Below are 22,949 nucleotides of genomic sequence, written 5' to 3'. Positions count from 1 at the left end.
GTGGTTAATGGGAGGCGACCACTGTCTTGCCTATGGGCGTTAAAGAGAGCAAGGCCAGCTTCAGATGCTGAATGCCAAAAGGTATGCCTATGATAGTGACAAAGCAGGCCAGGGCGTGGGTCAGGTGGCCTATCGCCAGCCAAATTCCGAACAGCAGGAACCAGATGATGTTGCCGACCATACCCAGGGCGCCGGTGCCCAAGTCTTCGCGGCCAGAGAGCCTGTCGCGGCTGATATGCTCCTGACCGAAGGGCCAGAATGCCAGTTCACCTATGACAAAGCAGGCGCGGCCGAATGGGATACCTATGATACTGATAAAACAGAGTAAGCCGACAAACCACCAGGCCAGTCCCATGACAAAGCCGCCAAGAATAAACCAGGCAATATTAAAAATAAGACGCAAAATAGCCATTGAGTGCTCCTTTAAATGGCGGATCAAGCCACACAGTTTTGCTGTAAAGCTTGGGGATATTTCGATTATTAGCCAGAAGCATGCCATAATTATAACCTCTTGAATAATATTGGATATTTCCATTTGTGAGCCTGGGCGGATGGCGACGATTGGTGGTTTATACCAATAAGTGGCGATAATCATCATAGAGTGAAGTTGCAATGGATTAGCCACCAAGCCATCACTTAGTCGGCATAAAGCCAACTGGTGCCTGTGAGGATTTGTGGCCTGAACCCTGTCCTCCTTGGCGGCAAACACATACAATAGCTATCCCTTGCACACCTTAGCCTTGAAATATATCGCCAGTGCCATGTCTTTAGCCGATTTCAAACTGGATAAAACCCCGGTTCAAGCCTTTGAGTTTCGGGGACATCAGCTGTTTATCAAGCGCGATGATCTACTTCATCCCAGTTTCAGTGGGAATAAGGCGCGCAAGTTCCGTTATTTCCTCGACCATGACTTTCCCGGTATCAAGCGCCTGATAGGTTATGGTTCGGCCCAGGCCAACTCACTCTACTCTATGGCGGCGCTGGCCAAACTCAAAGGTTGGCAGCTGGACTTTTATGTGGATCACCTGCCGGACTGGTTGCAGCAGCGCCCCCTGGGTAACTATCGCGCCGCGTTGGAATTGGGCGCACGGGTGATTGCCGTAAAGAATACGCCCAAGGCCGAGTTGATGACCGGCATGACCCTGGAGAACTTTGTCAGGCAGCATATTGTACCTGAGTGCGAGCACAGCCTGTTCGTTCCCGAAGGGGGCCGCTGTAGTTATGCCGAATACGGCGTAGCTCAGTTGGGCGCCGAGATTTTACAGTGGCAGCAGCAACAGGCTGCCCATAACCCCAAGCTGTTTCTGCCATCGGGGACAGGTACAACGGCGCTGTTTCTACAGAAGTATTTTTGTGAGCAACAGGCTGATATTGAAGTGCTGACCTGCGCCGTGGTCGGCGGAGACAGTTACCTCAAGACCCAGTTGCTTGAGTTATCGCCCGATGAGGCATTGCATCCAACTATTGTTACACCTGAGCGTAAGTATCATTTTGGCAAGTGTTACCCCGAGTTTTACCAACTTTGGCAAGAGCTGGAGCAAAGCGGTATCCGCTTTGAGCTTTTGTACGATCCGCTCGGCTGGCAAGTGTTGCTCGACTTCTTGCAACGTGAGGGCGACTGCCAGGTACTGTATCTGCATCAGGGGGGGCTCCTTGGTAATGAGTCCATGCTTCCCAGATACAGGCGTAAATTCGGTTGAGTGGGAACCTTGACTTCAGATCAGCTGGTTGCGCTTGAGGATCTTATGAGTACGCTCTGCCAAACGTTGCAAGGATTTGAGATCGGCAAGCCCAGGCACCTCGTCATCGAGACGGGACTCCCAAAAGCATACCTCAGTGTCCAACATCTCCAACATTTTCTTGGAGCAACCCAGGCATTTCCCACCGCATAGGCTGGCTTCCGGCAAATTTAATGGAATACAACGCCGGATCTCGCCCAGCAATGAACGCATCGCTTCCGTGGTATTCGGTTTAATGGATCCGGGTTTAGTCGCGCTGCTTTTAGCGGCTGTGATGGATTGATTCAAGACAACACCGACAGATGAGTTTATTAAGCATCAGCTTAATTCAAGTGGAAGGCTTGGATAATGATCTGGCGCTTGATTTACTGTTTATCGCCATTTGGTCAGGCTGCTTCCCGGGATCACGGGAAAAGGCCTTGACCAAATGTGATGTTTACCCGATTGCTGCTGGATAACAGTCCAATCTGCCTGAGCGCTCGATACAGTGAGAGGATAGGGGTATCGAGTGGGTATTTCGACAGTCTTACTTATTGGCGCTCAGCAACCACTTCATAAACTTGAGGGTTTCTGTACGCTTTGAGAAGGTTTGCTTCTTCTTGCCTTTGCTGTCGGTAAAGGCGATTGAGTTTTTGTTGATGGAAATTGAATCTACAGGAAAACTTACTGCGATTTCATGTCCGTTTACTTTGTATGACATAGGCCACACTCCTTATTTCTGTTAGCGCCGGTATTGGCGTATATAATCTTAACTATAGAAAATCCTTAGCATTTATTGCGAAAGATGCGTTGGTTGACTATTGAATGTACCCAGTTTGTCACCCTTTATCAAGCCCCCCGATAGACTGAAGTGCATAAAGGCACTTCGGGTGTCAGTAGAACATCAGACCATCGCCGCAGCACAGAGTTCACCACAGCTGTGTGACATTTCAATTAAACTCAAGAATTATTAACTGAACGGACTTACTTAAGAGGCCTGGAGCGAGATGGGACGAGCTGAGGATACCTTAATAATTCAGCTTATTGTATAGATAATTTACTACAAGTCAAGCAGTATAAATATTGGGCCGACATATCCGGAACTACATGTTTCTGCTACTCTTTTTTCTGATGGTGCCAATGGTTCCCTGACGCACTTTGGCTTGAACACAACTTGAAGTGATTACACCGGATGGATTGGTACCTTACCTTATAGTGGCAAGGAGTGCGTTAATGAATAGAGTGTTGATTGGCATAGGATTATTTATTCTTTTGCTCTGGCCAGGGTTGTGCCCGGCGGTCGAACCTGAGCCGGAAACGTCAAGCGAGCAAAGTGCTGCTGGGGCTTATGAGTACCGCGATCCCTTGCTCCGGGATACCCCCAGAGGTGCCCTGCAGGGCTTTATGCATTATGCCCGAGAAGGGGATTATCAAACCGCGGCCGAGTATCTGGATCTGCGTTTTCTTCCCGCCGGTATGACTGCGGAGCAGGGGCCACTCTATGCCAAGCAGTTGCTGGCGATTATCGAGCGTAATCTCTGGCTCAATCCTCAGGAGCTTGATGATACCCCAGAGGGTAAAACCGACGACAAGCTGCCCGCTTACCGGGAGGGGTTTGCCCGTTTGGAAGCCGAAAACAAGGCCTATCAGCTTCTGTTGCAGCGGGTGCCGAGCTCTGAATACGGCAGTCTGTGGAAGGTTTCCAATGCCACGGTTGCCAAGCTCCCAAAACTTTACCAGGCCTTGGGCTATGGCCCTGTGGTGGAGTGGTTTATCGAGCACATTCCTGAAGGACGCCTGTTTACCCTGAATCTTTGGGAATGGGCCATGATGCTGGCCTATCTGGCGCTGGCATTCTTATTCGTGGTGCCTTTGACCTGGTTGCTGCAATGGCCACTTTCACGTTCATCACACCCGCTCAAGGCTGAATTGGGCGCCTTTATTCGCGGCCCACTCAGGTTCTTTGCCGCTGTGGCACTCGATAGGGCCATGCTTGCCAACAGTACCTTGAGCGCTGCGATGCAGGAGATAGTCAACACAGGCTTTTTCTTTATTCTGGCCACGGTTTGGTTGATATGGGCGCTGGTGGGGCTGGCACAGAGCAGTCTTAGGGAGCGCTGGATAGCCAAAGGCAACAAACAGGCGGCCTCCTTGTTGCGTCCTCTTGGGAATTTTTTGCGGGTGGCCCTGCTCAGCCTGGCGACCTTATTATGGCTCGAGCACCTGGGGTTTAATGCCGGCACTATACTGGCCGGGATGGGCATTGGCGGGCTGGCAATCGCCTTGGCCTCGAAGCAGTCGATAGAAAACCTTATTGGCACCATTACTCTCTATTCGGCGGCGCCTATCAAGGTTGGCAATATTGGCAATTTCGGCGGCGTTCGCGGCACAGTGGAGGAGATAGGCCTACGCTGTACCCGCATTAGAACTCTGGATCGCTCTGTCATTCATATGCCCAACGCCAAGTTGGCCGAAATGGAGATAGAGAATATTTCAGAGCGGGAGAAAATCCGTTTTAAGACAGATATCCGTCTCGATTACAGCACTGATGCCAAACAGTTGCAGGCGATCATCAATGATATCAAAGCCTTGCTAAAGCAGCATGAGAAGGTGGATGAGTCACCGATGCGGGTCACCTTCAAGGGCTTCGGCAACGCCGGACTCGAGTTGAATGTACTGGCCTATGTCGGCACCACCAGTTTACCTGTTTATCAGGAAGTCGCCGAGGAGTTGCAGCTGGGGATCATGGCGATTGTCGCCGAGCACGGCAGTAAGATGGTACCTGTATGGCCGGTTTCACCTTAATGCTACTCAGATTCCGTATTGATTCGGTTTGAAAATACCGCTCACGGTAAAGTGAACGGTATCAGCAGGGTCTTCAGTCCCGGATTCAAGCTCGCATCGCTTTTTCACCCCTGGCAAGGCCTACCACGCCGGAGCGGGACACTTCCACTACCTTGGTGACCTCGGTCAGCGCGGCAATAAAGGCGTCCAGTTTATCGCTGGTGCCCGCCATCTGTACTGTATAGAGATTGGCGGTTACATCGACAATTTGGCCGCGGAAGATATCGGCGGTGCGTTTTACCTCTGCCCGCAATGCGCCGCTGGCCTTGACCTTGACCAAGGCAAGCTCCCGTTCCACATGGGTGGACTCTGTGATGTTGGATACTTTGAGCACATCGATAAGCTTGTGCAGCTGCTTCTCTATCTGCTCCAGTATGCTCTCATCGGCCTCTACTGCGACTGTGAGCCGGGAAAGTGTCGGATCATCGGTGGGAGCCACCGTGAGGGTTTCAATGTTGTAGCCACGTTGGGAAAAGAGACCGACAACTCTTGACAGGGCGCCGGGCTGGTTTTCCATCAATACAGATATGATTCGACGTCTCATCAGCTTTTCTCCGTCTTGCTCAGCCACATTTCATTCATAGCGCCACCACGAATTTGCATCGGGTAGACGTGTTCGGTTTCATCGACACTGATATCCACAAACACCAGCCTGTCTTTCATGGTCAGGGCTTGTGCCAGTTTGCTCTCCAGCTCATCCACATGGTCGATATTGATCCCAACGTGGCCGTAGGCTTCGGCTATTTTGGCAAAATCAGGCACTGAGTCCATATAGGAATGGGAGTGGCGGCCGGAGTAGATCATGTCCTGCCACTGTTTCACCATCCCGAGGAAACGGTTGTTGAGATTGATGATTTTCACCGGCACATCATATTGCAGTGCGGTGGAAAGCTCTTGAATATTCATCTGAATCGAGCCGTCGCCGGTGACGCACACGACGGTTTCATCCGGCATCGCCATCTTGACCCCCATGGCGGCCGGCAAGCCGAATCCCATGGTGCCCAGGCCGCCTGAGTTGATCCAGCGCCGCGGCTTGTCGAAAGGATAATAGAGGGCGGCAAACATCTGGTGCTGGCCAACATCGGAGGCCACATAGGCATCACCGTTTGTCAGGCGATAGAGGGTTTCTATCACTTGCTGGGGCTTGATCCGTTCAGCATTGCGCTGATAGTCGAGGCAGTTGCGGCTGCGCCAGGAGGCAATTTGCTGCCACCAGTGTTGCAGCGCCTCGTCATCCTGAGGCGTTACCTTGTCTTCATCCAGTAATTGCAGCATCTCGTTCAGCACCTTATCGGCCGAGCCCACAATCGGAATATCCACCTTGATGGTCTTGGAGATGGATGAAGGGTCGATATCTATGTGCAGTATGGTGGCATCCGGGCAATATTTGGCGACATTATTGGTGGTTCTGTCATCGAACCTCACCCCAATACCGAAGATTAAATCTGAATTGTGCATGGCCATATTGGCTTCATACAGGCCGTGCATCCCCAGCATGCCCAGGTTGTTGTGATGAGATCCGGGAAAGGCGCCCAGCCCCATAAGCGTATTGACCACAGGCAGTTTCAGTCGTTCGGCCAGAGTCAACAGCTGCCGGTGGCAGCCGGAGATAATGGCGCCGCCGCCCACATACAGCACTGGTTTTTTGGCGGCCATCAAGGCCTGCAAACCCCGGCGGATCTGGCCCTTGTGACCCGAAAGCGTCGGGTTGTAGGAGCGCATCTTAATCTCTTCCGGGTATTGATACTCGTGCAGTATCGCCGGGTTGAGACTGTCTTTGGGGAGATCCACTACCACAGGGCCGGGGCGGCCGCTGGCCGCAATATAGAAGGCTTTCTTGATAATGGTGGGAATTTCGGTGGGGTCTGTCACCAAAAAGCTGTGTTTCACCACAGGGCGGGAGATCCCTATCATGTCGCACTCCTGAAAGGCGTCATTGCCGATCAGGTTACTGGGCACCTGGCCCGAAAGCACCACCAGAGGGACTGAATCCATATAGGCGGTGGCGATGCCGGTAATGGCATTGGTCGCTCCCGGGCCGGATGTCACCAATACCACGCCGACCTGGCCTGTGGCTCTGGCGTAACCATCGGCCATGTGCACGGCCGCCTGTTCATGGCGGACAAGAATATGTTCTATATCGGATTTTTGATGCAGGGCATCATAGATGTCGAGAACTGAGCCACCTGGGTAGCCGAATATATGTTTTACGCCTTCGTCAATTAACGAACGCACTATCATGCTGGCGCCTGAAAGCATCTCCATTTGGTACTCCTTGATAAGATACCGTTACGGTAAACAGTAACTTTTACAGCGACGGTTATCGCTCTAATCCAAGCCGGAAGGGTAGTTCCGGCCAGCTGTCGACCCGGCCCTGGGGGCTCACCTCCCTGTAGGGAAGGGGTCTCTGTCACCAATGGACAGAATTTCATCATATTGGAAAGAGAGAAGTTTTCAAGCCCCTGGAAGCGGCTTTTTTATGAGCATGAATAAATTTCATTTTTGCCGCCGAAAAGCGGCCTTGATTGCGGTAGGTTATTGCGAAAGTATAATTTGTTATATATTGAATTAATTATATTTTATTATTAATTGAGGATATTTTTAGACTTTAGTCTAAAGCGCTGCCGATTCTATGTGTATGACCCCAATCTTTGAAAAATTGTGGTTCTTGGGGGTGCGGAAAATCGACAAACGGCGTTTTGCGCTCAAGCGGTTTCAAACGCTTGAGCGTGATTTACCGCCAGCTTTATTTTAGGAGCCGGTACTGCGGCATTCGGGCAAAGGGCGGCGACTGACGGCGAACTGGCACAGACCCACCAGTAGCACAGAGGCCAGCATCAGCGCGGCAAAGGGCACGGCAGTCCCCGTGTAAAACAGCGCCAGCAGCGGTCCTGCCAGAGCACCAAAGCCAAACCTCAGGGTGCCGATAACCGCGGTGGCTGTGCCGGTTTCCTGCTGAAACTTCATCAGTACTATGGCGTCGGCGTTAACCGACATTACCCCCAGGCATCCCATCAGGGGGATCAGCATGGCCACAGTAAAGTGGTAACTCAAGTCGAGCAGGTTCACCAGTAACAGCCCGGCAGCAGCAATACTGCCGAGCATAGTGGCGGCAACCAACATGCGTCTTGAACCATAGCGACCAACAATGCGTGAGTTGATAATATTGGCCAGCATCAAAGCGCCTACGTTGGTACTGAATAGTATGGCAAACAGAGACTTATCCAAGTTAAATACCGACATATAGACAAACGGCGAGGCTGTCAGGTAGCAGAAAAAGGCGAATGAAGTCAGCACGCCGCTGCCAATATGCAGCTTGACCCCGGGCCGGGTAAAGACGGTGGCATAGGCGCCAAAGAATGACTTGCGGCTGCGCTCGGCGCCTTGCGTATCCGATGGCAAACGCAGTTTCAGCAATACCAGCATGAGCAGCAGCAGGGCATAGCAGGCTAGGATAAAGAAAATCAAATGCCATTCACCCAGCTCCAGAATTAAGCTGCCTATGGATGGAGCCAGCAGCGGCGCCAGCATCATTATTAGGCTGACATAGGACATGCCCTTGGCCGTATTGTCACCATAGACCTCCTTGATATAGCCGGGGATCACCACGGTAGCGGCGGCGCCGATAAACGCCTGGAAAAATCTGAGGCTTAAAAACATTTCTATCGTTTGCGACAGCGCCAACCCCAGGCTGACCAACATAAATCCCGATAGGCCAATGATCACCAAAGGACGACGGCCGAAGCGATCGGCCAAAGGCCCAAAGGTAAGCATACCCAGAGAATACCCGGCCAGATACAGGCTCAGAGACTGCTGTACTGTCGTGATATCGGAATGGAAACTCTCGGCTATGGTAGCCATGGCCGGCAGATACATGTCGATGGCCAAAGGCGTTATCGCCACGATGGCCGACAGCATGGGAATAAGCAAGGCCAGATGCAGCCCTTGGGGCGTGCGCCTGGTTATCTGGGGTTGGGTATCCAATTTAACCTCATTATATTGGCCAAAAAGCATTGGATGCTTGGTCAGGAATGTGACTCGTGCCACGAAAAGGGGCTGGGGGTTTATGTTAAGTCGTGGCGGCCAATAAGGGAAGGTGCAAATAAGTCCTCGTGGCACTCTGGCTTGCACAGCAATTGGCGTTCAAGGCATCTGACTGAAGGCATGCCGGGGCCTGTCGAAGTCGGATAACACAGAAAGCCGGTTGCTGTGAAAGCCCCGAAGGGCGTGGCTTACAGGTCTGCCTGCTGTGTTGTGCTTCTTGCAAAGGACTAGGGCCATTTGCTGCGAACCACGCCTTGCATCCAGGCCTGTAAGCCGACGCAGAGCACACATGGGACTTGTTCGCGCCTTCCTTAGCCAATCCCCCAGAGTCGTTTCTTTACATTACTGACAAAGGAAGATGGAAAAGTGAATAGTGAGAATATTTTATTTCGCCCTGGATGACTTCCTGGCATAAGCTCACTACATTATCCACTCAGGACAGAATGCGCTTAAATTGACGGAGTTGAGTGCTGAATATGCGAGTTAATTTTCCACAATGGAACACCAGGGAGTCGCTGACTCAATTACTTCCCGGGCTGGCAGGATTACTGCATTACCAAAAAGAATGGTTGCGGGATGATCTGCGCGCCGCCTTGTCGGTAACCGCGGTGGCCTTGCCTGTAGCTATCGCCTATGCCCAGCTTACCGGGGTCAGCGCCGTTGCCGGGCTATACTCCTGTATTTTACCTATGATGATTTATGCTTTGTTTGGTACATCGAGGCAACTGATAGTGGGGCCGGATGCCGCAACCTGCGCCGTGATAGCCGCTGTGGTGACGCCACTGGCCGCCGGCGATGCCAAGGTGCACTGGCAGTTGGTGATGACCATGACCCTGATGACGGGCGCCTGGTGCCTGCTGGCCAGTCGCTTTCGGCTCGGGGTGCTTGCCGAGTTTCTCTCGCGGCCGATTTTGATGGGGCTGCTCAACGGGGTGGCGATAACCATTATCGTCGGCCAGTTCTCGAAGATTTTTGGCTTTAGCTTCGACTCCCGCTATTTGCTGGAACGCCTGGCAGGCGGCGCCGAGTATCTGTCGCGCACTCACTGGCCAACATTGGGCATGAGTCTGGCCACCTTGCTGGTGTTCCTGCTGGTCAAGCGTCTGCGGCCGCAACTGCCTGCCTCCATGGTGGCGATTGCGGTGGCAGGATTATTGGTATGGCTGTTTGATTTGCAGCAGTATCAACTGGCGGTGGTCGGCACTATCGAAGGCGGTCTGCCGGAGTTTCAGGCGCCGGTATTTGATTTAGGGCTCAGCCGTGAGCTGGTGATGCCGGCGCTGAACCTTGCCATGGTGAGCTTCGTTTCCATGATGCTGACGGCACGCAGCTTTGCCGCCAAAAACGGCTACGATATAGATCCCGATAAAGAGTTTCGCGCGCTTGGGGTAGCCAATATCGCCTCGGCGCTGTCTCAGGGGTTTGCCATCAGCGGCGCTGATTCGCGCACCGCGGTCAATGATGCCAATGGCGGCAAGTCGCAGTTGGTTTCTGTGATAGCGGCGCTGCTGATAGCCCTGGTGGCCCTGTTCCTGACTGCGCCGCTGCAATATATCCCTTCGGCGGCGCTCGGGGTGGTTCTCGTTATCGCATCGCTCTCTTTGATTGATATCAAGGGGATCTGGAAGCTGAGAAAGCGTGACAACGGCGCCTTTACCCTGGCGTTGATCACCCTGTTGGCCGTGCTCTTTATCGGGGTGATCCCGGGGATCACCCTGGCGGTGCTGCTGGGCTTGTTCCAATTTATCCGGGTAGTGATGAAACCCTCTGAGCAGCTGCTTGGTGTCGATCGCAAAGGGGTGCTGCGCAGTATCGACCGCAGTGACAAGGCTACGGCGATCCCGGGGATCATGATCTACCGTTTCAACTCACCCTTGACCTATTTCAACGCCGGTTATTTCAAACGCCAGCTGCTGCTCAGGTTAAAAGAGCAGCCCGAGCCGGTGGACTGTGTGATAGTCGATGCTGTGGCTTGTTTCAGTCATCTGGATATCAGTGTGATGGCCATGATTGCCGATTTGGCGCACCTGTTGAAGCGCCGCGGCGTCAGTTTGGTACTGGCGGGCCGTAAACGTCAACTACTCAGCTGGTGTGAAGCCAGCGGTATAGATGTGGCGGAGGATGGTTTGATCATCAGGCCTGATTTGGCCTTGGCGGTGCGTATGCATCAAAACTATAAACAAGCGGTCGCTGAAGGCCAGGCACCCGAAGTGCGGCGTTTGGCCGGCGATGATACCAGCGCTCCCAGACCGTCACACCTGTAAAACCTGGCGGGATCCCGACAGCACGCAAACGCCTGCCCGGATTACTCGGCAGGCGCTAAAGCGGCTGTTGCTCGCCGCTTTCCAGCCACAATGGTTTGGGTTTCATGGCGCGGATAAACCAAGGGTGCTCGAGCCAGGCCTGCAGCCATTGATTAAGACAGGGCAGGGGGGCTGCATTGAACCTGGCTCTATCCACATGGGCAAATTGGCGCACAAAAGGGAAGATGGCGAGATCCGCTGCGCTCATACGCCCGAGCAACATGACCTGCTGTTGTTGCTCTTTTTGCCCCTGTAGCTTTTGCTGCCCGAGATGTTCTTGAGCCTCAGCCAGTCTCTGCTCCAGTGGCAGCAAGTACAGGAGCGCTTGCTCGAAATAGCTTTGCTGGCTGAACTCAGGGTAACGGTCAAAGTATTTGTATCTGTCCAGCAAGGGCTTGAATGCCCTGTCATTGGTCGCTATCAGGGTTGAGATAAGGTTTTCTTCCTCAGGATTTTGCGGCAGCAATGAGTGGGGATCGGCTTGTGCCAGTGCCCAGAAAAGGATATCCAGGCTCTCGTCCAGTACCCTTCCATCAGCGAGTTGCATCACAGGCACAGTGCCTTTGGGCGATAGTTCCAGCATCTGCTGCGGCTTATTTTTCAGCAGAATTTCCCGCACTACAACAGAGTAGTCGGCGGCAATTAAGCCCAGTCTGGCGCGCATGGCATAGGGGCAGCGGCGAAAGCTGTACAGAATAGTTTGACTGCTTACTTGAGTCACAAGAGTCCCTTGGAATTCAATGAAAACAGCCATTGTAGGAATCACTCGGGTGGCAGGCAAGGTTGCTGTTCATAACCGCATGTAAAGGATTAAACCGCTACTATATGGCGGCCTGCTGTAGGAATCGCCGAATAACCCTACTTTTGCTGTCTATTTGCGCCACTGTGATTGGGATAGAATGGCGCCCCCATTTTGGGAGGCAAATCACTTAAGAAAAGTTTCAGAAGGTGACGCCGTTATGCACTGGAAATTAGGTTCCAGCCAGCAGAAGTTGAGGTAATGATGTCCAAAATAGTTGTATGTGCTTTATATAAGTTTGTTTCCCTGCCGGATTATGAGGCTTTGCGTCAGCCGTTGCTCGAGACCATGGAAGACAATGGTATTCGCGGCACCTTGCTGCTGGCTGCCGAAGGCATTAATGGCACTGTGGCCGGCTCGGAAAACGGTATCAATACTCTGATGGCCTGGTTGGATGCCCAGAATGGCCTGGATAATATCGTCTCTAAGCGCTCATTTGATGATGAGATGCCGTTCTATCGCACCAAGGTCAAACTCAAGAAAGAGATAGTCACCATGGGGGTGGAAGGCATAGATCCCAGAGAAGTGGTCGGCACCTATGTCAAACCTCAAGACTGGAATGCGCTGATCTCCGATCCCGATGTGCTGCTGGTTGATACCCGCAATGACTATGAAGTGCAAATTGGTACCTTCAAGAATGCCGTCAATCCCGAGACCGAGACTTTCCGCGAGTTTCCCGAATATGTGAAGCAGCAGTTGGATCCGGCCAAGCACAAGAAAGTAGCCATGTTTTGCACCGGCGGGATCCGTTGTGAAAAGTCCACTGCCTACCTTAAGCAACAAGGCTTTGATGAGGTATATCACCTCGAAGGCGGGATCCTCAAATATCTGGAAGATGTGCCCGAAGAGCAGAGTCTGTGGCAGGGAGAGTGCTTTGTTTTCGATAACCGGGTTTCAGTGGATCACCAGCTGCAAAAAGGTCAGTACGATCAGTGTAATGCCTGCCGGATGCCGATAACCGAGGCCGATAAGCAGAGCCCGGCCTACGAGCAGGGGGTCAGCTGTCCCCATTGCATAGATAAGCTGGATGAAAAGCAGCGCCGGCGCTTTATCGAGCGTGAGCGACAGATGCAACTGGCCAAGCATCGCGGTGAGGCCCACATAGGCGCCGATGTCAAAGAAGTGATCCATAAGCGCCGCGAGCAAAAACAGCGTCAGAAAGAGCAGGCCAAGCAAACGTCCTGATAGCGCTAAGAAATCTAATCATCGAAGGAGCCCATTGGCTCCTTTTTTGATATGCAGATGATTTAGGTGCCTCCAGTCATTATGGTTTTTCGATACCGGAACAAACAGCAGCCTTTCCCCACTCAATACCCATTCAGGTTTCTTGGCCAAAAAAAACAGCTTTTTCTTTAATTTGTGCCGTCCAGACAAAGACCTTCACATAACTGCAATCTTGATTAACCAAATCTGTCATCTGGATCTTAGACAATCAGGCCGCTCTACCTTTACTTGCGACCAATTTACTTCAACCCAATACGGATGATGAAAGTGATGAAAAATAGATTAGCTGCGTTGATCTCTTGCAGCCTGGTAAGCATGGCGGCCAACAGCGCCGTGTTACCCAGTGTTCAAACTGACAGCCATTGGTATAAGGAAAGCGCTCAGCGCGTGTCAGACAAGGCTACATTAGAATCAAAAGCAAAAGCCAAAAATGTGATTTTGTTTGTCGGTGACGGCATGGGGATCTCCACTTTGACTGCCGCGCGTATCTTCCAAGGACAGCAGATAGCAGGTAACCAGGGCGGTGAAGAGAACTTCCTGAGTTTTGAGAAGTTTGATCATACCGCATTGATCAAGACCTATAACACCAACCAGCAAACACCGGACAGTGCCGGCACCATGACGGCCATTGCGACCGGGGTAAAGTCCAAAGCGGGGGTGATTTCGGTATCCGAACAGAGCCTTCGTGGCAACTGCCTGTCATCCAAAGGTAATGAGCTGGTGACTCTGGTGGATCTGGCCAATGCCAAAGGCTTATCTACCGGTGTGGTGAGCACTGCACGTATCACCCACGCCACCCCGGCAGCAACCTATGCCCATAGCCCGGAGCGCGACTGGGAATCTGACGCCAAGCTGCCTGCCGAAGCGGTAGCCAACGAGTGTAAAGATATCGCCTACCAGATGGTGATGCGCGATAAAGACAATGCCCTGTCAGTCGCCCTGGGCGGCGGTCGCCGCGCCTTTATTCCTGAAACCGTGACTGATGGCGAGAACAAGAAAGGGCAACGTAAGGATGGCCTGGACTTGACCAAGGCTTGGGTCGACAACCTGGACAACGCCGCCTATGTGTGGAACAGCACGGAGTTTGACGCCATAGATGCCGGCACCACAGATCACCTGCTGGGCTTGTTCAACTCCTCCCACATGGAATATGAAGCGGACCGCGCCGATGATGTGGGCGGTGAACCTTCATTGACCCAGATGACAGCGAAATCCATCGAGATTTTGCAGAAGAACGACAAGGGCTATCTGCTGATTGTCGAGTCGGGTCGTATCGACCATGGTCACCACGCCGGTAACGCCAAGCGCGCCCTGGCCGATGCGGTGGAACTCTCCAACGCCGTTAAGGCGGCGGTAGAAAACACCAACCCGGAAGAGACGCTCATTCTGGTCACCGCCGACCACAGCCACGTGTTCACCATCGCAGGTTATCCGAAGCGGGGTAACCCCATTCTTGGTCTGGTACACGGCGTAGACGGAAACCTTTCTACTGCCCTTGACGGTAAGCCATACACTACCTTGGGTTACACCAATGGCCCGGGCGCCGTTGTGGGGAACCGTGACGACCTAACCTCAGTGGACACTCAAGACAAAGACTTTATCCAACAAGCTCTTATTCCTATGGGAAGTGAAACCCACGCCGGTGAAGACATCAGTCTGCACGCCACAGGCCCCGGCGCCAATCTGGTGCAGGGTGTAATGGAGCAGAACGTGATTTTCCACATTATCAATCAAGCCCAAGAGCTTGGCGGTACTAAGTATTAATTGGGAGCAAGGAAATGAATAAGAAATTACTGGTACTGTCTTTGGCCGCGATTCTCGGCTTGGCGGCCTGTGGAAGTGACGGTGACAACGGCAAGGACGGCAACGCAGGCACTCCGGGCACAGATGGAAGCAACGGCAGTGACGGAAAAGACTGGACCGCCGTTAATCAATGGTATGTCGATGGTCAAAACCGCGTCACCAAGGCGTCCAATATGAGCAATAACACCCAGGCGGGTGCGGCGAAAAACATCATCTTGTTTGTCGGTGATGGCATGGGCGTTTCAACTGTGACAGCGGCGCGGATCCTCGATGGTCAGCTCAAGGGGCAAACCGGAGAGGAAAACTCACTTTCCTTTGAGACTCTGCCTTATCTTGGCCTGGCCAAGACTTATAATGTCGATGGTCAAACCCCGGATTCGGCCGGCACCATGACGGCCATGGTCACCGGGGTGAAGACGGACGTTGGCGTGATCTCACAGGCTGAAGGTGTTGAGCGCGGCGTTTGTTCTTCCACCAGGGGTCAAAACCTGGTGACTTCGCTGGAACTGGCCGCCATGGCGGGTATGGCTACAGGTGTGGTTTCGACCGCACGTATCACTCATGCTACCCCGGCTGCCACTTATGCCCATGTGCCGGATCGCGACTGGGAAGCGGACAGCAACTTGCCGGCCGAAGCCGTCAGCAACGGCTGTAAAGACATTGCCGCCCAGATGCTGGACTTCAATAACGGCAAAGGGATCAATGTGGTTATGGGCGGTGGTCGCCGCGCCTTTATTCCCAAAACCACTATCGATCCAGAAGGCAAAGCGGGTAAGCGTAACGATGGTCGCGATCTGACCGCCGAGTGGTTGTCTCAGTACTCCAATGCCAGTTACGTTACCGACCGCGACAGTTTCCTGGCGATGGATACCGGCACCACAGAGCATGCGCTGGGGCTGTTTAACTCCTCTCACATGGAATATGACTACGACAGAGTCGAGGCTGGCGTTACCGGCGAGCCTTCTCTGGCAGAGATGACGGCCAAGAGTATCGATATTCTGAAAAAGAACGACAAAGGCTTTGTCCTGATCGTTGAAGCCGGTCGTATCGACCATGCTCACCATGCCGGTAATGCGGCCCGCGCTCTGTACGACACCATAGCCTTGTCTGAGGCGGTACGTATCGCCATGGAGAAGACCTCGGCCAATGACACCTTGCTGATGGTTACTGCTGACCACAGCCATGTGTTCACCATCGCCGGCTATCCGACCCGAGGTAATCCTATCCTGGGTCTGGTGAAGAGTAACGACGCCAACGGTCAGCCGTCGGTCACCAACTCTACCGATGCCAACGGCATGCCTTATACCACTGTTGGTTATGCCAATGGTCTGGGCTTTGGCTCGCTGGCGACCGGTGGCGATGAGCGATACAACTATGCCGCCGAGCCTGGACGCGTGGATCTGAACTACATAGACACCCAGAGTGTGGGGTTCCATCAGGAAGCATTGGTGCCGCTGGCAAGTGAAACCCATGCCGGTGAAGATGTGGCCATCTTCGCTCGCGGCCCGGGTGCCAGTCTGGTTCAGGGTACGGTTGAGCAGAACCACATCTTCCATGTGATGAACTTTGCCGGTGATTTGGTTAAAAAGGCCGAGGCCGCCGCGGCGCAATAAAGTTTAGCGTTTCGCAGCCTGATGCCCCTGCTTATCCTTAGTTTCAGGCAGGGTGCCAGGCTGCTTCTTTGGTTTTAGTCTTTTGTTTTAGAGTCATATCAGTAGGTTTATTATGTCCCGTGTAACATTCAAGCCAGCGTTTCCCTTTTTTTCCCGCGTAGCGCTTCATATCGCTCCTCGCACAGCTCATTGCACAGCCCCTCGCGTTCTTTGTCGCCCACTCACGTTTTCACTCGCTTTGGGGCTCACAGCTTCGCTGGGGCAGTTTGCCATGGCCAATACCCAGTCTGCCAGCAACCAGCCAGGCAGCCAGGAGCACGCCCATGTCAAAGCGGGCGGCTCAATTGGCAATGATGCTAATGTTTGTGCCGCCAAACCCGGCCGTTTTCAAGCCAGCTATCAGATCACTGTTGGCAGTGGTGAGCAGGCCAGGCAGCAGCAACTGATCCTGACGCGCTTTGACGATACCATCATCTATCAACGCAGCCCTGTCAGCTATGAGGCTTGGCATAAAAATGGCGAGTATGTGCGTTATTTCCCCCAGGAGAAACGCTCTATCAGCTATCGCCGCGGCGATCTCTTGGCGCTGAACATTCGCACCGATCTCGATAGGCAGTTTCATCTGATATCGCCTGCAGCCTTGAGTCAATTTGAAAAGGGCCAAAGCCTGCAAGATAGCTGCTTCACCCGTCAGAGCTATTCCTTTAAGAGCAAGGGTCATGAAGAAAACCATAGTCACGCGAACAAAAGCGCCACCGAGCAGCAGTCTATGCAACTGAGCTGGATAAGCGAGTTGGAACTGCCGGCCGAGATGACCATCACTCAAGGTGAGCAGCGTATTGTTTATCGGCTCAGCAAACTGACGCCTGTGAGCCAGGAGAGTTTCAAGCGGCTTACCTCAGGTTTCCAGGATCTCGACTTTGCCGATGTGGGCGACAGTGAGTCTGACCCTTTTATTGCCAAGATGATCACCCAGGGCTTTATTCAACATGGCAGTTCAGGCTTCTACTCGGCAGATGGGCAGCAGCTTGAAGGTGGGCATCACAGCCACAGTCATTGATTAACCCCAGCCATTAATTAACCACAGTTACGGATATAAGAAGAGCCTAGTCACACATCGACATAACTTATCTGCAGCTCAAAGCCCAACTGGGCGAGCTGCTTTTGCTCCCGCTGCAAGTCTTTGGCAAACAGGCTGATACGTTGACGCGGTTCGGGCAGGCTTATCTGCATCCCTGTTGCCGTGGGTTTTACCCGGGTGATTTTCAAGCTGCGGGCGATACGGCCGAGATTCAGCAGTACGGCGAGCCGCAGCAGCGCCATTAGGCGGATGAGGCGTAATTTCTGAGCGGGCTCCAGTTGTGCCAGCGCCTCCAGGTTGGGTTTCTTGCGCTGGTTGCCAATCAGCAGTGCCAACAGCTGTTGCTGCTCTTGGCTGAAACCGGGCAGATCGCTATTGGCTATGATGTAGGCACCGTGTTTGTGGTGAGCGCGGGAGTTGATATGGATCCCTATCTCATGCAGTTTCACCGCATGTTCCAGCAGGGCGCGCCAGGACTCGAGTTGCCAACCGTCGGCCACGGCATCAAACAGCTGTTTGGCCGAAGTGGCCACCTTGGCGGCATGGTTCAAGTCCACATGATAGAGTTTGGCCATGCTTTGGACGGTGCGGCCGCTGACATCACCGAATTGGCTGATCCCGGCAAGTTCGTAAAGTACGCCTTCGCGCAGTGCCCCTTGCGCAAACTGCAACTCGGTGACCGGCAGCCTCTTGAAGAAACTGATCAAGATAGCCAGCCCAGCCGGTAGCAAAGGTGCACGTTTGCTGTCCACCTGCGGCAGTTCAATCTGATCCACATGACCCCAGCTGAGCAACTGCTGTTTTAACTGCTTGAGCCTGGGCAGAGTGATGGTTTCATCGTTGAAGAAGTGCTGCATCGCTTCGCAGATGGCCTTGACACTGCCTGAGCTGCCGAGAGTGAGGTCCCAATGGCCGCTGAAATATTCCTTGGCCAGCGAGGCAAACTGTTTATCGGCCGCTGCCTGGGCGGCGCGAAAGTTCTCCAACGTCAGCTTACCGTCGACAAAGTATTTCTGGTTATAACTGACGCAACCACAGCGCAGGCTGGAGAGTATCTGTGCCTGAGTCTTTTGGCCAAGCACCACTTCGGTGGAGCCTCCACCGATATCTATGATGAGGTTGCGCTGTGCCAGCTCCTGGCTGTGGGCTATGCCCTTGTAGATAAGGCGCGCCTCTTCATGGCCGGATACCACTTCGACCGGGTAGGGCATTATGGCCCTGGCGGCCTCGATAAAGGCCTCACGGTTACGGGCAACTCTCAGAGTGTGGGTGGCCACCAGTCTGACTCTGGCCTGATCCAGAGTAGAAAACCTGAGGTTGAAATCCTTGAGGCAGGCGAGACCGCGCGCTATGGCGTCATTATCCAGCCTGTTGTCCCGATCTAGCCCCTCGGCCAACTGTACCAGACGTTTCTCTTTATGCAGGATCTGAATGCTGCCATCCTGCTCGCGGGCTATCACCAGATGAAAGCTATTGGAGCCCATATCCACGGCGACAAAATGCTTGGGTGTTGCAGTCAAGGTGGTCCTCATTTTGCTATTACTTCGGTTCCTGGGGTTGGGTCAGATCCAGTTGCCGCTGTTTTTCGTAGTTGCCCAGATACTGATGTATGGCTATCTGGGATCTTACCTTACGCTTGTTACCCCGCTTACGGTAGGGGTTGGATTGATCTTTGTTGATCACCCGCGCCTTGATGTTGTCGGCAAATTGCAGCGCCAGGGTATCGAGGATCATCTGTTTGAGAGCGGGATCATAAACCGGAGTGCTGACTTCAATACGGTTATCGATATTACGTCCCATCCAGTCGGCAGAGCAGAGAAAGAGTTTGTTTTCGCCGCCTGAGTGAAACAGCATTACCCGCGAGTGCTCGAGGAATCTGTCCACTATGCTGAAGACCTCAATATTGTTGCTGATCCCGGGAATATTGGGAATAAGCGCGCACATGCCGCGAATAAGCAGACGGATTTTGACGCCGGCGCTGGAAGCCTCGTACAGCTTTTGGATCATCGCCTCATCCACCAGATTATTGAGCTTGAGGGTGATGGCGGCCTTGATGCCGCTTTGGGCATTGATGATCTCCTGTTCGATAAGGCCGGTCAGCTTCTGGCGCGCATCATAGGGAGAGACTATCAGGTGCTGGAAATTATCTCGTCTGTAGGGGTGCTCAATCAACTCAAATACCTGTTCTATCTCGGCGGTAATTTCCTGATTGGCGGTAAACAGCGAAAGGTCGGTATACACCCTGGCCGTGCCCTCGTTGAAGTTGCCTGAGCCAATATGGCCATAGAGTCGAATGGCGCCGGCTTCTTCGCGGCCGATAAGGCACATCTTGGCATGAACCTTCAAACTTGGGATCCCATGGTGTACCTTGACACCAGCCTCGGCCAGCACCCGACTCCACTCGATATTGGCCTGCTCATCGAAACGGGCCCTGAGCTCAATCACAGTGGTGACCTGTTTGCCGTTCTTCACCGCATCTATCAGCGACTGGATGATATGGGACTTTCTTGCGACCCGATAGAGGCTGATTTTGATGAACTTGACGGCAGGATCATAGGCCGCCTGGCGCACCAGCTCGGTAAAGTGGGAAAACTTGTGATAGGGGTAATAAAGCATGATATCGCCGCGGCGAATGGCGTCAAACTTGTTGGCATAGACGCTGAATCCGGCCGAGTCCAGTGCCGGAAGCTTGTCGTTTTCCAGGTATTTGCGCCCTGGATTGGGAAAGCCGATAAAGTCCTTGAAGCTGTGGTAACGGCCACCGGGGATCAGGCACTCGGTATTGGAGATATTCAGCTGCGCCGTAAGCATGCTCAGCATATGCTCCGGCATCTCTTTGTCATACACCAGACGCACAGGCTCGGCAGTGAGGCGCTTTTTCAGGCCCTTGGTGAGCTTTTCCAGTTGGCTCTGTTCCAGCTCATCGGTGAGATCGAAGTCGGCGTCGCGGGTCAGCTTCATGGAGAAGACTTCGATCTCTTCATATTCGAAGAAAGGGGCGAATAGCTCATCGACACAGTGCCTTATTATGTTATCGAGCAAGATCAAATGCTTGCGTCGCTTTGAGGTTTCTGCCGGCAGTTGGATGAAACGTGGCACATTCTTGGTGGGCACTTCCACAAGGGCGTACTGACGTTTTTCCCGGCTGTAGAGGCACACCGCCAGATAAGTGGTGTCATCGTTGAGTTGTTTGAACAGTTCGGAACGGTTACTGAGGATAAGCGGAGTGATGTGGCGCTTGAGCTGATCCTTGAAGTGCTTTTTCAGCCATTGGCTATGAAAGTCGCTCAGTTGTTTCTCATTGATGAGAAAGATGCTGTGTCTTGCCAGTTCCCGCATTAACTCGCCGTAAATGGCATCGAAACGCTCTTGCAGTATCAAGACCTTGGTCTGGATCTTGGCCATCAAATGGCGACTGGAGTTGCGACCTTCCTGCAGGCTGGATAACAGAATCGAGCGGCGCACCGCAGCAACCCTAACCCGGAAGAACTCATCCATGTTGTTGGAAAATATGCCCAGAAAGCGAACCCGTTCCACCAGAGGAACCAGAGGATCGGCCGCTTCCTGCAAGACTCTTTCATTGAAAGACAGCCAGGAAAGCTCCTTATCCAGAGAAAATTTTTCGACGGACGGTGACACGGCAAAGACTCCTCGTGAGCAGACGCCGGGCATAGATAAAGCCCGGCAGATATACAATAACACTCCGATATCCGCTTGTAATCAGAGAATAAAGGCGGGGCGCAGTTTCAGGGTTTTACGCTATTTGGGCCCGGCTCAGGTTTGAATTCGGGGTTGCGCCGGCGCTAAGGAAGGTGCGAACAATTCCCATCTGTGCTCCGCGTCGGCTTACAGACCTGGATGCAAGGCGTGGTTCCAGCAAATGGTTTTAGTCCTTTGTCCTTTGCCAGAACGCAAGAAGCGTTCCCTAAGGGTAGAGCGAATTTATGTCGAAAGAATGACAATCCCCCACTTTGGTCAAAGAGAGCGATATTGACGATTGGGTTTTCTGCCCTGCTTATGCTATGTTGCGCTCTTTTTTCTCGGCCGGTTTCCTGGCCGGGAGCGGGCGCTGAGGCTTTGTCTTCAAAGCAAAAAGCGGCGCCCTGGCCACTTCGAGCCAGCGAAAGCAGGAGGACGGAATGTTTGCAGGTTTTGACTATGGCAGTGCCAACTGCGCTATTGGCGTGATGGAGGAGGGCCAGACCCGGCTTTTGCCTCTGGCCGAGGATGGCAACTATATGCCGTCGACCATTTATGCCATGGAGCGGGAACTCATTTCCGAATCTGTGCTGCAGCGCTTGCCTTTGGCGGCCCAGGCTGATTTCAAACCCAAACGCGCCGCCGAGTTGAGTCGCGCCAGAATCGCGCGCTTGGAGCTGGATTTACTTGCCAATGAGCAAGCGGTATTCATCGGCAATCAGGCGATTGAAACCTATATGGAGATGCCGGAAGAGGGCTTCTATGTTCGCTCACCCAAGTCATTCCTTGGCGCTTCGGGCCTGCTCAGCAATCAGATGGCGTTGTTTGAAGATATCGTCACCTTGATGATGCAGGAAATTCATACCCGGGCGCAGCAGAGCCTGAAACAGGCGATTTCCCAGGTGGTGATAGGGCGCCCGGTTAACTTTCAGGGCATTGGCGGCGAGCAAAGCAACAAGCAAGCCGAGGCTATTTTGACCCAAGGGGCCCGGCGCGCCGGGTTCACCGATGTGGCCTTTCTGTATGAGCCTATGGCAGCTGCCCTTGAGTTTGAGTCGACACTCACCCGGGAGCAGCGGGTGCTGGTGGTGGATATTGGCGGCGGCACCAGCGACTGCTCGTTTGTGCGCATGGGGCCTGAGCTTAAAGACAAGAAAGATCGCAGTGACGACTGCCTGGGCCACAGTGGTCAAAGGGTAGGGGGTAACGATCTGGATATCGCCCTGGCGATGGCCGGTTTTATGCCGCACTTGGGGCTCGGCAGTGCGCTGATCACAGGCAAGCCTATGCCAAGGCAGCCTTTCTGGAATGCGGTCGCCGTCAACGATGTCAGTGCCCAGCGGGAATTCTCTGCCTTGAGTAGTCGCAAGTTGATTGAGGAGCTGCAACGGGATGCCAAAGAGCAGGCGAAACTTGCGCGCTTATTAAAGGTGCAAAAAGATCAGCTGGGTTATCGTTTGGTGCGCAGTGCCGAGCAGCTTAAAATCGCCCTGAGTGACAGTAAGCAAGCCGCTATGGATATAGGTTTTGTCGAAGCGCCCAAACCGCAGCCTTTGATGGTGAATGTTGATGCCGCCACCTTTGTGGCCGCCATTGATGAATCGCTTGAAACTGTGCACAAGCTCATCACCCAGGCTTTGGCGGAAGGGGGATGTCAGCCGGATGTCATTTATCTCACAGGTGGCAGCGCCAAGAGCCCGTATATTACCGAGCAGATCCGCGCGCGTTTCCCGGATGTGACTTTGGTCAGTGGCGACCACTTCGGCTCTGTGGTGGCCGGTTTGACCCGTTGGGCTGAGCGCCTGTACCGTTAAATTGCAC

General features: G+C 53.2%; 18 protein-coding genes. 9 read left to right on the top strand and 9 right to left on the bottom strand.

The window, feature by feature from the left end; all coding sequences use genetic code 11:
• Positions 1-4 precede the first annotated feature (4 nt).
• A complete protein-coding gene (locus ACMHXH_RS04020) occupies positions 5-412 on the bottom strand; it encodes a YccF domain-containing protein (RefSeq protein ID WP_025011114.1) in 408 nt (135 codons plus the stop codon).
• A 313-nt stretch (positions 413-725) separates the two neighbouring features.
• On the opposite strand from ACMHXH_RS04020, the gene ACMHXH_RS04015 reads away from it, so the two are divergent.
• Positions 726-1,700 carry a pyridoxal-phosphate dependent enzyme gene (locus ACMHXH_RS04015; protein WP_233962413.1) on the top strand — a complete coding sequence of 325 codons (975 nt, stop codon included), beginning with the start codon at positions 726-728 and terminating at the stop codon, positions 1,698-1,700.
• A gap of 15 nt (positions 1,701-1,715) precedes the next feature.
• Here ACMHXH_RS04015 and ACMHXH_RS04010 read toward each other — a convergent pair whose 3' ends face one another.
• Positions 1,716-1,952, bottom strand: coding sequence for a hypothetical protein (locus tag ACMHXH_RS04010; RefSeq protein WP_039033367.1), 237 nt, complete (start codon positions 1,950-1,952; stop codon positions 1,716-1,718).
• Between the two features lie 89 nt (positions 1,953-2,041).
• On the opposite strand from ACMHXH_RS04010, the gene ACMHXH_RS04005 reads away from it, so the two are divergent.
• Positions 2,042-2,197: a hypothetical protein gene (locus tag ACMHXH_RS04005; RefSeq protein WP_335912705.1), complete on the top strand. Its 156-nt coding sequence runs from the start codon at positions 2,042-2,044 to the stop codon at positions 2,195-2,197.
• Positions 2,198-2,265: 68 nt separating this feature from the next.
• Here the strand turns inward: ACMHXH_RS04005 and ACMHXH_RS04000 are convergent, their stop codons facing one another.
• A complete protein-coding gene (locus tag ACMHXH_RS04000; protein WP_100145745.1) occupies positions 2,266-2,439 on the bottom strand; it encodes a hypothetical protein in 174 nt (57 codons plus the stop codon).
• A 512-nt stretch (positions 2,440-2,951) separates the two neighbouring features.
• Between ACMHXH_RS04000 and ACMHXH_RS03995 the strand changes: the two genes are divergently transcribed.
• Entirely contained in the window at positions 2,952-4,523 is a 1,572-nt protein-coding gene (locus tag ACMHXH_RS03995) for a mechanosensitive ion channel family protein (protein WP_162206208.1), read from the top strand.
• A gap of 85 nt (positions 4,524-4,608) precedes the next feature.
• Here the strand turns inward: ACMHXH_RS03995 and ilvN are convergent, their stop codons facing one another.
• The 3 genes from ilvN to ACMHXH_RS03980 all read right to left on the bottom strand — a co-directional run bounded on the left by ilvN (position 4,609) and on the right by ACMHXH_RS03980 (position 8,480).
• A complete protein-coding gene (gene ilvN / locus ACMHXH_RS03990) occupies positions 4,609-5,106 on the bottom strand; it encodes an acetolactate synthase small subunit (RefSeq protein ID WP_039033365.1) in 498 nt (165 codons plus the stop codon).
• Complete coding sequence (locus ACMHXH_RS03985; RefSeq protein ID WP_071475846.1) at positions 5,106-6,827, bottom strand: acetolactate synthase 3 large subunit; 1,722 nt, start codon at positions 6,825-6,827, stop codon at positions 5,106-5,108. Before ACMHXH_RS03985 ends, ilvN begins: the two co-directional genes overlap by 1 nt.
• A gap of 486 nt (positions 6,828-7,313) precedes the next feature.
• On the bottom strand, positions 7,314-8,480 hold the full coding sequence (locus tag ACMHXH_RS03980; protein WP_335912709.1) for a multidrug effflux MFS transporter: 1,167 nt from the start codon (positions 8,478-8,480) through the stop codon (positions 7,314-7,316).
• A 602-nt stretch (positions 8,481-9,082) separates the two neighbouring features.
• On the opposite strand from ACMHXH_RS03980, the gene ACMHXH_RS03975 reads away from it, so the two are divergent.
• Positions 9,083-10,870: a SulP family inorganic anion transporter gene (locus ACMHXH_RS03975; protein ID WP_162206206.1), complete on the top strand. Its 1,788-nt coding sequence runs from the start codon at positions 9,083-9,085 to the stop codon at positions 10,868-10,870.
• 55 nt (positions 10,871-10,925) lie between these two features.
• Here ACMHXH_RS03975 and ACMHXH_RS03970 read toward each other — a convergent pair whose 3' ends face one another.
• Positions 10,926-11,630 carry a glutathione S-transferase gene (locus tag ACMHXH_RS03970; protein WP_226683985.1) on the bottom strand — a complete coding sequence of 235 codons (705 nt, stop codon included), beginning with the start codon at positions 11,628-11,630 and terminating at the stop codon, positions 10,926-10,928.
• A 282-nt stretch (positions 11,631-11,912) separates the two neighbouring features.
• On the opposite strand from ACMHXH_RS03970, the gene ACMHXH_RS03965 reads away from it, so the two are divergent.
• From ACMHXH_RS03965 to ACMHXH_RS03950, 4 genes are all read left to right on the top strand, one after another.
• Positions 11,913-12,893: a rhodanese-related sulfurtransferase gene (locus ACMHXH_RS03965; RefSeq protein ID WP_144360866.1), complete on the top strand. Its 981-nt coding sequence runs from the start codon at positions 11,913-11,915 to the stop codon at positions 12,891-12,893.
• Between the two features lie 300 nt (positions 12,894-13,193).
• Positions 13,194-14,696: an alkaline phosphatase gene (locus ACMHXH_RS03960; RefSeq protein WP_071475843.1), complete on the top strand. Its 1,503-nt coding sequence runs from the start codon at positions 13,194-13,196 to the stop codon at positions 14,694-14,696.
• A gap of 14 nt (positions 14,697-14,710) precedes the next feature.
• Positions 14,711-16,348: an alkaline phosphatase gene (locus ACMHXH_RS03955; protein WP_071475842.1), complete on the top strand. Its 1,638-nt coding sequence runs from the start codon at positions 14,711-14,713 to the stop codon at positions 16,346-16,348.
• Positions 16,349-16,619: 271 nt separating this feature from the next.
• A complete protein-coding gene (locus tag ACMHXH_RS03950) occupies positions 16,620-17,408 on the top strand; it encodes a hypothetical protein (protein ID WP_335912704.1) in 789 nt (262 codons plus the stop codon).
• A 50-nt stretch (positions 17,409-17,458) separates the two neighbouring features.
• On the opposite strand, the gene ppx is transcribed toward ACMHXH_RS03950, so the two are convergent.
• Together ppx and ppk1 are read right to left on the bottom strand one after the other, a co-directional pair.
• Positions 17,459-18,949 carry an exopolyphosphatase gene (gene ppx / locus ACMHXH_RS03945; protein WP_039033451.1) on the bottom strand — a complete coding sequence of 497 codons (1,491 nt, stop codon included), beginning with the start codon at positions 18,947-18,949 and terminating at the stop codon, positions 17,459-17,461.
• A 19-nt stretch (positions 18,950-18,968) separates the two neighbouring features.
• A complete protein-coding gene (gene ppk1 / locus ACMHXH_RS03940) occupies positions 18,969-21,101 on the bottom strand; it encodes a polyphosphate kinase 1 (protein WP_409928935.1) in 2,133 nt (710 codons plus the stop codon).
• Positions 21,102-21,568: 467 nt separating this feature from the next.
• Here ppk1 and yegD point away from each other — a divergent pair, with 467 nt between their 5' ends.
• Positions 21,569-22,942 carry a molecular chaperone gene (yegD, locus tag ACMHXH_RS03935; RefSeq protein WP_039033360.1) on the top strand — a complete coding sequence of 458 codons (1,374 nt, stop codon included), beginning with the start codon at positions 21,569-21,571 and terminating at the stop codon, positions 22,940-22,942.
• The last annotated feature ends 7 nt before the right edge of the window (positions 22,943-22,949 follow it).

Origin of the sequence: Shewanella sp. BJSY2023SW001 (genome assembly GCF_047314685.1) — a bacterium.
Lineage (GTDB): Bacteria > Pseudomonadota > Gammaproteobacteria > Enterobacterales > Shewanellaceae > Shewanella > Shewanella indica.
This window is presented reverse-complemented; position numbering and strand designations above follow the sequence as displayed.